10 protein-coding genes are annotated in these 13,436 nt (G+C 44.3%); 5 read left to right on the plus strand and 5 right to left on the minus strand.

The features are described 5' to 3' along the window. Positions 1-16: 16 nt before the first annotated feature. Positions 17-1,516, minus strand: a complete 1,500-nt coding sequence (atpD, locus tag JO154_RS24685; protein ID WP_291951248.1) for a F0F1 ATP synthase subunit beta — start codon at positions 1,514-1,516, stop codon at positions 17-19. A gap of 351 nt (positions 1,517-1,867) precedes the next feature. Here atpD and JO154_RS24690 point away from each other — a divergent pair, with 351 nt between their 5' ends. Next, positions 1,868-3,082, plus strand: coding sequence for an FN3 domain-containing metallophosphoesterase family protein (locus tag JO154_RS24690; RefSeq protein WP_291951251.1), 1,215 nt, complete (start codon positions 1,868-1,870; stop codon positions 3,080-3,082). 124 nt (positions 3,083-3,206) lie between these two features. Here the strand turns inward: JO154_RS24690 and JO154_RS24695 are convergent, their stop codons facing one another. Together JO154_RS24695 and pnuC are read right to left on the minus strand one after the other, a co-directional pair. Next, complete coding sequence (locus tag JO154_RS24695) at positions 3,207-4,112, minus strand: DUF4349 domain-containing protein (RefSeq protein ID WP_291951254.1); 906 nt, start codon at positions 4,110-4,112, stop codon at positions 3,207-3,209. 31 nt (positions 4,113-4,143) lie between these two features. After that, positions 4,144-4,785: a nicotinamide riboside transporter PnuC gene (pnuC, locus tag JO154_RS24700; protein WP_291951256.1), complete on the minus strand. Its 642-nt coding sequence runs from the start codon at positions 4,783-4,785 to the stop codon at positions 4,144-4,146. 291 nt (positions 4,786-5,076) lie between these two features. Here pnuC and JO154_RS24705 point away from each other — a divergent pair, with 291 nt between their 5' ends. Next, on the plus strand, positions 5,077-6,513 hold the full coding sequence (locus JO154_RS24705) for a DUF6600 domain-containing protein (protein ID WP_291951258.1): 1,437 nt from the start codon (positions 5,077-5,079) through the stop codon (positions 6,511-6,513). A 50-nt stretch (positions 6,514-6,563) separates the two neighbouring features. On the opposite strand, the gene JO154_RS24710 is transcribed toward JO154_RS24705, so the two are convergent. Together JO154_RS24710 and JO154_RS24715 are read right to left on the minus strand one after the other, a co-directional pair. After that, positions 6,564-7,076, minus strand: coding sequence for a GNAT family N-acetyltransferase (locus JO154_RS24710; RefSeq protein WP_291951261.1), 513 nt, complete (start codon positions 7,074-7,076; stop codon positions 6,564-6,566). Between the two features lie 9 nt (positions 7,077-7,085). Further along, on the minus strand, positions 7,086-7,766 hold the full coding sequence (locus JO154_RS24715) for a hypothetical protein (RefSeq protein ID WP_291951263.1): 681 nt from the start codon (positions 7,764-7,766) through the stop codon (positions 7,086-7,088). 27 nt (positions 7,767-7,793) lie between these two features. On the opposite strand from JO154_RS24715, the gene JO154_RS24720 reads away from it, so the two are divergent. The 3 genes from JO154_RS24720 to JO154_RS24730 all read left to right on the plus strand — a co-directional run bounded on the left by JO154_RS24720 (position 7,794) and on the right by JO154_RS24730 (position 13,366). Next, the gene (locus JO154_RS24720; protein WP_291951266.1) at positions 7,794-8,957 is read left to right on the plus strand and encodes a hypothetical protein; all 1,164 of its coding nucleotides are present in this window, start codon (positions 7,794-7,796) and stop codon (positions 8,955-8,957) included. A 269-nt stretch (positions 8,958-9,226) separates the two neighbouring features. Continuing rightward, positions 9,227-11,350 carry a M48 family metalloprotease gene (locus tag JO154_RS24725; protein ID WP_291951270.1) on the plus strand — a complete coding sequence of 708 codons (2,124 nt, stop codon included), beginning with the start codon at positions 9,227-9,229 and terminating at the stop codon, positions 11,348-11,350. Positions 11,351-11,464: 114 nt separating this feature from the next. Beyond that, complete coding sequence (locus JO154_RS24730) at positions 11,465-13,366, plus strand: DNA polymerase III subunit gamma/tau (RefSeq protein ID WP_291951273.1); 1,902 nt, start codon at positions 11,465-11,467, stop codon at positions 13,364-13,366. Positions 13,367-13,436: the final 70 nt, after the last annotated feature.

A 13,436-nucleotide genomic window follows, 5' to 3' on the forward strand; every position in this document is an offset into this window, starting at 1 on the left:
GGATTATCAGCTATAATTATTTAGCTTGTTCCAGTAATTTCTTACCTTTTGCGATAGCATCATCGATGTTACCTACCAGGTTGAACGCAGCTTCTGGATACTCATCTACTTCACCGTCCATGATCATATTGAAACCACGGATAGTCTCTTCGATTGGTACCAGTACACCTTTCAGACCGGTGAACTGTTCTGCTACGTGGAATGGCTGAGACAAGAAACGTTGTACACGACGTGCACGAGCAACTGTCTGTTTGTCTTCGTCGCTCAATTCGTCCATACCCAGGATCGCGATGATATCTTGCAGCTCTTTATAGCGTTGCAGAATCATTTTCACACGTTGAGCACAGTTATAATGCGCTTCACCTACGATAGCAGGAGTCAGGATACGAGAAGTAGAATCCAGCGGGCTCACAGCAGGGTAGATACCAAGATCGGAAATCTTACGATCCAATACGGTGGTAGCATCCAAGTGAGAGAAGGTTGTAGCTGGAGCAGGGTCAGTCAAGTCATCCGCAGGTACGTAAACTGCCTGTACGGAAGTGATAGAACCGTTTTTGGTAGATGTGATACGCTCTTGCATCAGACCCATCTCAGTAGCCAGGGTTGGTTGGTAACCTACCGCAGAAGGCATACGACCTAACAGTGCGGATACCTCAGAACCAGCCTGGGTGAAACGGAAGATGTTATCAACGAAGAACAGGATATCACGACCACCACCTGCAGAGCCATCTCCATCACGGAAATATTCTGCCAGTGTAAGACCAGATAATGCCACACGTGCACGCGCACCTGGAGGCTCGTTCATCTGTCCAAACACGAAAGTAGCTTGGGAGTTTTTCAGCAATTCTTTATCCACAGCGGTAACATCCCAGTCACCATGCTCCATGGATTCTTTAAATTTATCACCATATCTCACGATGTTCGCTTCGATCATCTCACGCATCAGGTCATTACCTTCACGTGTACGCTCACCCACACCAGCAAATACGGACAAACCTTCGTGTGCTTTCGCAATGTTGTTGATCAGCTCCTGAATCAATACAGTTTTACCCACACCGGCACCACCGAACAAACCGATTTTACCACCTTTTGCATATGGCTCGATCAGATCGATTACTTTAATACCTGTGAACAGTACTTCTGTTTCAGTAGCCAGTTCCTCAAATTTAGGAGGCTGACGGTGGATGGAATAACCATTGGAAGTGTCAATCTGACCCAGACCGTCGATCGCTTCACCTACCACATTGAACAAACGTCCTTTAACCTGGTCACCAATTGGCATTTTAATAGGCGCGCCTTTATCCACAACTTCCATTCCGCGAACCATACCGTCAGTGGAGTCCATCGCTACGCAACGAACGCTATCCTCACCCAGGTGCTGTTGTACTTCCAATACTACTTTCTGACCGTTTTCGCGGGTGATTTCCAATGCGTTGTAGATTTCGGGCAATTTGTTTTCAAAGTGCACGTCCACCACGGGACCGATAATTTGTTTGATCTTACCTGTGTTAGGCATATTTCTAAAGAGGTTTATAAAATACTAAAAGTTATTTCCTCAAAAACCAAAACTCGTTGCTTTAGTTTCCAAAATTTGGCGCAAAGGTAAGAGGAAATGCATGAAAATCAAAACACGACCTTGTAAAAATATAGGTTTAAATCGGCTTTTTCATAGCCTTTTACAATTATACTCAACCATTCTCCCCTCAATTGACCATCAAACCTATAATATTATTAAATAAATTAATTCATAACTTCTCCCCAAAAATTTATCCAAATCACCCTCCTCCACTCATAAAATATTTCCCAAATCATACCACCCAGTACTGTATTTTGCTCTTTCCCTTATAGTATTATATAATAACACAATATGAAAACAAACAGTGAACAATCCCGTAGGAAATTCCTCGGCAACCTCTCCAAAGCCGGACTGCTTGGACTCACCGGCATACCATCCATCGCCAGCGCCGCCAGCCTGGCCCCAACAGATCAAACAAATACCCACCGGTTCCTTTGTAAACCTTATCTCCAATATCCCGCCCCAGATACCATCTCTGTGATGTGGCTCACCGCCAAGCCCTCCTATAGCTGGGTGGAATATGCAGAAGAAGGTAAACCAGCCAGCAAAGCACATTCCGTTCACCACGGACTCGTAGACGCCAATAACCGCCTACATAAAATTGCATTGGATCACCTGGAACCAGGAAAAAAATATACTTATAAAGTCTTCTCTAAAGAAATAACGGACTTCCAACCTTATAAACTTACCTATGGCGAAACCATCACCAGCGATACTTATGCCTTCACTGCACCCAATCCGCAGTCAAAAGAAGTTTCCTGGGTGATTATCAATGATATCCATGATCGTCCGGAGTCCATCCCTCATCTGATGAAACTCAATGGCCCCTCTCCATACGATTTCGTGTTCTTCAATGGGGATGTATTCGACTATCAAGCGGATGAACAACAGATCATTAATCATATGCTTACCGCCTGCGGCGATACCTTCTCCACCCAAACACCATTCTTATACGTGCGCGGCAACCACGAAACCCGCGGTAAATACGCCCGCGAATGGCACCAGTATTTCGAAAACCCCGGCAGAAACAACTATTTCTCCTTCACCTGGGGACCTGTTTTTGCCATCGTACTAGACACAGGTGAAGACAAAGAAGATACCCACCCTGTGTATGCCGGCATCGTGGATTTCGACACCTATCGCCAAGAACAAGCGGCATGGTTAGAAAAACAATTACAATCTCCTGCCTATAAAAAAGCTAAACACAAAGTGGTCATGATGCATATTCCCCACTACCATGGTGGAGAATGGCATGGCACGGTGCATTGCCGAGACCTTTTCGGCGGCTTATTCAATAAATACAAAATTGATATCCTGATCTGCGGCCATACGCATACCTATGGCGTACATCCGCCAGAACAAGGCAAACATAACTATCCGATGATTATCGGAGGAGGCCCCAAAGATGGTAAACGCACACTGATTAAAGTGAAGGCGGATCAACAACAATTGGTACTCACCATGCTCCGCGATGATGGAGAAGTGGTAGGTGAATATAAAGTATAAAAGAAGCGGGATTGACGTCTGCGACGTCAATCCCGCTTCTTTATAGGCAGAAGATTTCAGCCTTTATTCCTTTGGGCAAATTTGTTTTGTAACTGCCCACTTTTGAGATATCCTTTTTGTTCTATTAGACTTTATTCATCAATCGCCTGAATATTACTATAATCTGCAGTAGTACAATGGAACCGACCAATGTAGCCGCAACAGACACTATGAAAATGGCATAATACTTTATCGTCCATTCCAATGCCCTAACCAAGCGAGTAGTGAAATGGATGGTATTTGCAACGGGTTTCTTCGATTCGTACAGATATAACTGAACGGTACAGAATTCATTTACGGAATCAAAGCTTCCCAGCTCTACGCCCAGGTTTTGCAGGGATGTTTCTATATCATAAATTTTGTTATGTAAGGAGATGAAATCTTCTATTTTCCCTGGCTGTTTCTTTAATTCATTGAGAGAGGCCAATGATTTTTCCAGGGAAACCTTTTGGGCATTGAGTTTACTATACTCGTTGGTTTTGTCTGTTTTGGTCACTTCGCGTACTACGACAACGCCTACACGCTGTACGGCCTGGTAAAAAGAATCAAACTTTTCCGGCACTACGCCCACCAACAACTGCATACTCCTGGAACCAGGATTACCTGTTTTGTTTTCAAACTGAATGACAGATCCTGAACTGTCAATCAACTGATAGACCGAAGCTTCATCCTGCGTATAATTGGTGGTTTTTGTTTCTACACGGGCAATTTTTTCATACTTCTGACTGGCAATAGCACGCACCTCTCCCATATCCATAGGGGCGGCGGGTCCAGCTTTGGTAGCAACACCCATATCTTTTACCTTATACGATGCAGAAGCATAGTTCCTATGGCCCCTGCCAAAGTTGAACATGCCACGAGATTCACCGCCTTCATAATTAGCGGGGGTATACAAATAACCATACAACAATCGCAAACCAAACATCAATAGGAAAATACAGCAACAGGCTAGCAACAGACACTTTAGGTCCTTGCGGGTAAAGGTTGACATAAAATAGAAGGTTTAAGAATGACGGAAATATTTAGCTGATTTGTTTTTGGTAAGTCTTTACCCACTTTATCAATCCCATCGTTGCTATGATGAGTAAAATGAAATATTCCACACCCAGGAAGCGCACATTTTTCTGAAAATAAATTGCAGTGGCCACCACGTCTACTGTTACCCACAACAGCCAATTTTCCCAGATACGCTTTGCCAACAAGATATTGGCAAATATGCTCAGTACTGCTACAAATGAATCGGTATAAGGATAGGCGGCAGGATGTTCAAATACAGTCGGGAACCAGTTATGTAGGTTAGCAATCACAAATCCAGTACAGAATGTGAGTACGAATGCGAGTATCCCCAATAACCACCTGGTAGCTACTTTCAGGGCATAAATCGGTTCATTTTCAGGTTGTTTCCTAAACCAGAATATCCAGCCATATACGCCCGTGGCAAAGAAATAGATCTGCAGAAACATATCTGCATATAGCTGCAATTGCCAGAAAAGCACAAAAAAACAAGCTACATTAATCAAACCTATCGGCCAGGTCAGAATATGATCCCGCGCCGCCAGCCATACACATAATAAGCCGGTCAATGTTCCTATAAATTCAATGTAACTGACTTCATATCCCAATGCCGTGAAAAAGATATGCTGTATGCTGAAAAATTCGATCATGGCGCAATATTAATACATCGCTTAAATTGATAGAAATGTTATTTTAACTTAATAACTATGAAATTAAATATTCGAACAAAAAATCGGCTGTAACAAGCTGACATTCATCTCACTAAAGTCACAATAAAAAATTGGTCTTCTTTTTGCAATTACTGTTTTAGAGCAATGCTAAACCCTAAAAATGCATTAGCAGAACTTTAACAAAATTCTATAAAAAGATTAGACACTGCCTTTTAGACCTTACCCCATTTTCGCCGTCTAAATTACAGCGACAATCATAAAAACAGGAGTATGAAAATGTTTATAAAAAGTTCACTTATCCCGGTTCTTACCATATCCATGTTCCTGACTAGCTGCGCCAGTACCTACTATGCATCTGGTGATTATAACAGCGGATATGGGTCAAATTTACAGGTAAGTGGTTCCGTATCTTTCTATGATGCCTTAAGTCCTTATGGTCGTTGGACCAGTTACCCAGGCTATAGCCAAGTATGGATACCTAATGCGGGTCCAGATTTCCAACCTTATTCTTCCGGTGGGCACTGGGTATATACAGATTATGGCTGGACATGGGCTTCCGATTATTCATGGGGCTGGGCTCCATTCCACTACGGTCGTTGGATGTTCGACAGAATGTACGGCTGGATGTGGGTTCCTGGATACGACTGGGCCCCTGCATGGGTTGACTGGAGATCCGGCGGCGACTATTACGGATGGGCACCAATGAGCCCTGGTGGCGGAATTGCTATTTCTGCTAACTGGGTATTCGTCAACAGACAGTATATCAATAGTCCACATATCCGCAACTATTACATTGATAACAGTCGGAATACCACTATTATCAATAATACCACTGTCATTAACAACACCACTATTTATAACAACAACAGGATCAATCGCGGACCAGTAGCGGCTTCTAATATCAGACCGGTAAGAATTTCCAACACCAATACACCAGGTGCAAGTTCTGTAAACAATAATCAGATGAGAATCTACCGCCCGGATGCTACCGCCCTGCAACGTGGTCGGGAACAGGATGTTAACCGTTTCAATAATAATAACAACGGTGGCAGAGTAACTCCAGGCAACAACAATAACCCGGTAAATAACAATAACAATGGTGGTCGTGTAGTACCAGGCAATAATAACGGTAACGTCTATCCGGGAAATAATAGCAACAGACCTTCCCGCGTTGAACCAGGCAATAATTACCAGCCTATTAACGGAAATACTAATCAGGGCAATCGTATCAACAGGGATCAGATTCAACAGCAACAACAACAGCAACAAATTCAACAACAGCAACAGATTCAACAACAACAGCAACAGCGTATACAAAGAGATCAACAGCAACAACAGCAAATCCAACAACAGCAAAGGATACAGCAACAACAACAGCAGCAACAGCAACAACAACAGATCCAACAGCAACGTATACAAAGGGAACAGCAGATGCAACAACAGCGTATCCAACAACAACAGCAGCAACAACAGCAACAGCAACAGATCCAACAGCAGCAACGTATACAAAGGGACCAACAGCAACAACAACAGCGTATCCAACAACAACAGGTACAACAGCAAAGGGCTCAACAACAACAGATGCAACGTCAACAACAGCAACAACAGCAACAGCAAAGGCCGGAACGTGTGATGCGTCAACAACAGCAACAGCCGCAGCCTTCAAGGGATAACAACAATGGCGGCGACCGCCCAAGACGAGACTAGGTCAATCTCAATAATGCATAAAAAAAGATCCGCGTAATGCGGATCTTTTTTTATGTCACCTGGTATACTTCTTTGTAAAGTGTTTGTTTAATATCCTTGAATTGTAGATCTGTAGGGAGATGCAGGTACATCAGCCGAAGTGGTAATCCACCATGTCCCGGATGGTGCGGCGGTTGCTCATAGGGATCTGGGAAAGTCTGATATCCGAGTCGCTCATAGAAATGAATTCTCCGTATTGCCTGTTCCGTATCTGGCGGCTCTACTTCGAGCACAATAGGACCTAATTTATCCGCCATGAGCTGCATGACATACGTACCGGCGCCGCCGCCTCTAGCCGCAGGTGCAATCGCAATATATTCGATAAAGGAAAATGATGGCAGTGACCAGTAGAAGACAAACCCTGCAAACTGCCCTTCCTTCCTAAGTTCCACTAATTGCAGTTTTCTTTCCGCCAGTAACCGAAGCTGAGCTGGCCACGGACGACGTTCCGCCAAGGGAAAAGCCTCATCATATAAGACCTTCACATCGGTGGAAGGATGCGTACTTTGTTGTAACTGTATCATACCCCGAAGTTACTGATTCTGAGACGGAGATGAAGCAGGAACACAGGCATATGGGTCCGGGTTACCAGGAGTAGCCACCTTATCCACAGACCAGCAGAAGTTCATCGCCTGGCTAGTAATACTCAATAGTTTGACCACTGCCTTGCTGCCTTTGCGGCTATTGGAAGCGGCGAGGGATTGCTGCCCCTGGGCAGGAATACTATTAATCGTATATTGCTCTGTTTTGAAAACCTCATTATTGTTTTTGAGATATTGGAGAGACACGACCACATTTTCCAGCGGATAATCCGTTTGGTTCCGGACAGTGATGTTCAAATCCTTGATCCCTCCAAACAGGCCGGTACGGTAATCGTTGACAGATACGGTGATAAATTGTTGCCAGTTTTTACGGAAGTAAACACGTCTGTCAACAAATTGGGCATTTACTCGCTGCTGCATATCTTTGCGATCTGAAATCTGTTGGGCTATCAACCCTGATTGTTCGAGACTCTTTCTCAGGTCGCGGTTTTCATTGTGCAGTCGTTCGTTTTCAGCGAGGATCCTTCTCACATGTTTTTGCTGCTGACAATAACCTAAACTCAGCAACATGGTGAGCAGCAGCAGTACGGAGGGTATAATATACTGTTGTTTCATATTGGTATCATCCTGAAAAAATGATGCCAGTAGCCCAACAACGGTCACAGATAGCATTTTTATTACATTTGCACAAATATTCCTATGGAATTGATAATTGTTGATAACGACATAAAAGCAAGGCAGTTTCTGGATGTTCATGTACAGCTAAACAAAGGCGTTCCGGGTTGGATACGTCCGCTGGATAAGGATATTAACGCAGTATTTGATGCTGCCCATAACAAGGCATTCAGACACGGCGAATGTATCCGCTGGATATTGAAGGATAATAACGGAAAGCTGATAGGCAGAATTGCTGCTTTTGTCAACAAAAAATATAAGAACAAAGGCGACACCTGCAAAGTAGGTGGAATGGGATTTTTTGACTGTATCAATGATCAGCAGGCAGCTAATCTGTTGCTGGATACCGTCAAAAATTGGTTAGAGCAAAGAGGGATGGGCGCTATGGACGGCCCTATCAATTTCGGGGAGCGTAATAACTGGTGGGGCTTACTCACAGAGGGTTTTCATGAACCCCTGTATGGCATGAACTTCAACCCACCTTATTACAAGCAGTTGCTGGAAACCTATGGTTTTCGCCTCTTTTTTAACCAGATATGCTATGGTATGAAAGTAAGCGACCAGCTCCAGGAGAAGTTTTTCACCCGTCATGCGGCCATTGCAAAAGATCCGAAGTTCCATTCAGAACATATCAGGAAAAATGACCTGAAACGTTATGCACATGATTTTTGTACCGTCTATAACAAAGCATGGGCAAAACATGCCGGTGGTAAGGATATGAACGAGGCCCAGGCCTACGCTATATTCAAGCAAATGAAACCGCTGTTGGACGAAAAGCTCGCCTGGTTTATTTATTACGACAACGAACCTGTGGGCTGCTGGTTAAATCTGCCTGACCTGAACCAATATTTAAAGCATTTCAATGGCCAATTCGGATTACTACAGAAACTGCGATTTCTTTGGATGAGGATGACGGGTGGCTGTAAGAAGTTTGTGGGCATCCTGTTTGGGATTGTTCCAGAATGGCAGGGTAAAGGGGCAGATGCCTACCTGATCATTGAAGGGGCTAATGTTATCCAATACAAATCTGATTATGATGATTATGAGATGCAGTGGATCGGTGATTTCAACCCTAAAATGATCAATGTGGCAGAGAATCTCGGTGCAACGCCTACCCGTAGGTTGACTACCTACCGGCATATGTTTGACCCGAATGCCCCATTTGAGCGTCATCCGATATTGGAGTAACAAATAACTTTTATTTATATATAAAAGCATCAGTAATATGTTATCTTACATAATACTGATGCTTTTTATTTGAGCTTTATTTTAAAAAAATCAACGCATAAAATAAAAAAATATCCAACCCAATATTTCCTGCAAATCCTTTACAGCATTACATTACGCCCACCCATACACTCATATGGGGCGCTTTTTTGTCAACATTTAGGTCGGGAATTGTGTCTTTAAATAAATCCCTAATTCGGTAACAATCGTATTTAACGTGATGAATTGTTATGACCAACTTGAAACCGGATCACAGGATTGATACGACTGCGATCCCTGCAACCACGTTTACCGTAAGGCAGCAATTGATAAAAGTGTTGGGCTATATCATTTTGTTTCTGTTTCTGTACGTGGTATTAGTATTCACTGCGATTGGGCTTGCAGCAAGTTGCATTGCAGGCGGAGTAATGCTTATGCACTATTACGGCACCGTATGGTCGGCCATTCCGGGAATAGCTCTCATCATGCTGGGTTGTAGTATCCTGTATTTTCTAGCGAAATTCCTGCTTCATCGCAATAAATCTGTCAATCCATATCGCACAGAAATTGATCCTAAGGATCATCCGGGGTTACTAGCATTTTTACAACAGCTAGTTAGGGAGACGCGCGTCCGGTTTCCAAAGAAGGTATTTGTAGTACCGGATATGAATACAGCGTTGTTCTATCATTCCAGTTTTTTCCATTTATTCTGGCCTGTCAGGAAAAACCTGGAAATTGGATTGGGGCTGGTGAATAGTGTCAATATCAGTGAATTCCGAATGCTATTAGCACATGAGTTGGGGCATTTTTCAGGTGGTAGCATGCAACTAGGCAGTTATATCTACAGCACTAATAAAATGCTGCACCAGATGCTGTATGAGAACGACGGCTGGAACGACCTCTCCCATCATCGCCATAGTGGCAGCATTCCTGGATTCTTCATACATATTACCTGTACGATTATCAGTGGTATACAATCGCTCCTGCGGCGTGTCTACCGACTTATCCACAAAGCCTATCAGCAGGTGAGTCGGGAAATAGCCCTTCAGGCAGATGATATTGCTGTTCATGCCGCTGGTACTGCCGCCGCCTTAAGCGCCATTCGTCGCGCAGATATTGGCAGTTACTGCATGGATCATTGTATGCACAAGGTACCTGAGCTATATGAAGAGAAGCGTCGTTTCCTAAATATTTACCAGGTACAACGTAATCTCATCGGGTATTATACCATGCAGAGCTATGCCAGTCTGGATAATGAAGGACTGCCAATAGTGGCTGGCCCATGTAATAAAGTACATCTGAGAAGCAGGGTACAATTGCGGACCGACTGGGCCATACAGCCTACCACCGATGCCAGGATACAGCGATTCAAGCAGGCAGCCATTCAGAAGGAACAGGTACAGAACAGTGCCTGGCAACTGTTTAGCAACCCGGAAGCCCTCCAAGAACAAGTTACCGCCAGGGTTTACGATGTACTGACAATGGAAACCTATGAATGCAACTGGATATCCGCCAAAGAATACATCCAAGATTTGGAGCAAAGACACCGTATATACGAATACCCAAAAGCCTTTAATGATTACTACGATAACAGAGCTTTCACCCATACAGATATCACCCTCCTACGGCCAATGACCTCTGGGGAACTCTCCCAGGTCAGCTTTGGGACGCTATATCATCCGGATGTCGTGTTACGTATGCGTACCTATTATCGGGATTACCAGGATACAGAAACCTTACAGGCCATCGCTATGCAGCAGTTGCAAACGCCCCAGTTTGAATTTGACGGGAAGCGGTATCGGGCCAACAAAGCAGGGCGGCTCGCACAGCGACTCCTCATGCAAGTGGAAAACGAGCAACAATGGCTGGCGGCCAACGATATCCTGGCCTGTAGATATCACTACACCCAGGCCTTGGCACTAGACCCGGCAATGGCTAGGGAAATGGTGGATAACTATCAAATGATATTGCATTACCAGCGAGATGCTATCCGACTGAGCGATTTGGTTATCCGCGTTATCCACAGTATCAGTATTATTTTTAGTAACAGCGGCTATACGATAGAAACAGCCCTCCCCTTCTTTGAGGCGCTCTCCGATGATGCCCAGGAGTTCCGGAAACTATTGCTCCATGTGATTTCCCACCCCTTCATCAGAAGCAACCTACCTCCTGATATTTCGGAAAAAATCAACCATTTCAGGGAACATGACTGCAACTTTGTCAAAGACGGCATTCCTGATTATGCCAGTATCAAGGATCTGCATGATATCAGCAATTCCCTGATGGAATACTTGAACAATTGTATCATCCTGAAGAAAAAAACTTACCTGGAATTAATCCTTCAGATCGACCACAAGTACACCATAAATAATTAAATTTGCATCTGCATAAACAATTGATAATAATATAATATCAACTTCGACGCGCGCAAAAAAATAAATCTCGGAATGTTATTCGTATTTTCGGCGCTCGCGAATGCGTAGCAGTCTATGGAGAATTTTATCGTTTCAGCCCGTAAATACCGTCCACAAAACTTTTCAACAGTAGTAGGACAAGCACATATAACCACCACGCTTAAAAATGCCATCCGCAATCATCAGTTAGCGCATGCATTTCTCTTCTGTGGACCAAGGGGGGTGGGAAAAACCACCTGTGCCCGTATCCTGGCGAAGACCATCAACTGTGAAAATCTCCAGCCAGATGGGGAAGCATGTAATGAATGTCACTCTTGTAAATCCTTCAATGAGGGTAGTTCCTTTAATATACACGAGCTGGATGCTGCATCCAACAACTCGGTAGACGATATCCGTACCCTGGTAGAACAGGTACGTTTTGCACCACAGGCAGGAAAATATAAGATCTATATCATAGACGAGGTGCACATGTTGAGTTCTTCGGCATTCAATGCCTTCCTGAAAACACTGGAAGAGCCGCCCTCCTATGCGATATTCATCCTAGCCACCACGGAAAAGCATAAAATCCTGCCAACGATTTTGAGTCGCTGTCAGATCTTCGATTTTAAACGCATCACCATACAGGATACGGTAGATCATCTGCAAGAAATCTGTCGGAAAGAAAATATTGAGGCAGAGGCAGACGCATTGCACTTAGTAGCGCAGAAAACCGACGGTTGTATGCGTGATTCCCTTAGTACATTGGATAAGATTGTCAGCTTTACGGCTGGTCATCTCACATATCAAAATACCCTGGAGCACTTGAATATCTTGGATTACGACTATTACTTCCGGGTAATGGATCATGTATTGAGCCAGGATGTAGCGGCTGCACTGCTGCTATTCGATGAAATATTGCAGAAAGGATTTGAAGGTGATAACTTCCTGGGAGGCTGGGCGGAATTCCTCCGCAACCTCTTGCTGTGCAAGGAAGAGAAAGCCATGCACCTGGTGGAAGTATCCGGTAATCTGAAAGACAGGTATAAGCAACTGGCCGGAAAGGTGAGTCCCGCTTACCTGATATCGGCATTGAACCTCCTGAATGAAACCGAGATTAATTACCGCCTTGCACGTAATAAGCGCCTGCATGTGGAGATGGCATTGATTAAACTTTGCTTCCTGCAACAGGCCGTAACCCTCGTCAGCGATGATAATACCGGAGAGGTAACAAAAAAAAAATTAGTACCTGATGGCAGTACGCCGCAGAAGCTTCGCGCGCCGGCCGCACAGCCGGTAACCGCCAAAAGCATCACGGAGAAACCCGCCACAGTTGCCACTATACAACCGGAAGGGCCGGTAGCTGCTCCTACTATGAAAGTAGAACCACCAGCACCGGTACAGCCACCCGTACAACAGGCCGCACCAGTACCTCCTGTTGCAGCGCCTGTTCCAACACCAACACCAGCTCCTACTCCTGCACCGGCTCCAACGCCAACGCCTACTGCAGCCACTCCTAATCCTGCTCCAGCTTCATCTGGCGGGGGTAAACTGACAGGACTGGCAGCGATGAAAGAGGCATTGGCAGCCAAACAGCAGACGACAGTTACCCAGCAAGTGAAACCGCTCACCGCTGGCGCGATAGAAGTATACTGGGAGGAATTCATTGACCAATATCGTCAGGCCAACAAAATGACGGTAGTTAGTAATCTGCAGTTGGCCAATCTGAAAATATTGGCAACGGAGGAAATAGGCATTGTGAGTAGGAACATTGTACAGTTCCGTTTCATGGAAGAAGAGAAGCTAGTTATTTCCGAGTTCTTCAAGCAAAAATTCAACAATCCCGCTATCATATTGACTTTACAGTTGGATGAGAGTCAGCAGACCCAAGATCTGGGGCCAGCACCATTATCCAGTAGGGAACAGTTCCAGCAGATGAGTGAACAGTATCCGTTGGTAAAAGAATTAAAGGACCGTTTGAACATGGAACTGGATTTCTAGAAATCCGGGATGGTCATGTATAATATTATATTTAGAAACTATAGATATTTTTAAACAGTTTGAAATTCCT

The organism is Chitinophaga sp., assembly GCF_019236475.1.
In the GTDB taxonomy this organism is placed as follows: Bacteria; Bacteroidota; Bacteroidia; order Chitinophagales; family Chitinophagaceae; genus Chitinophaga.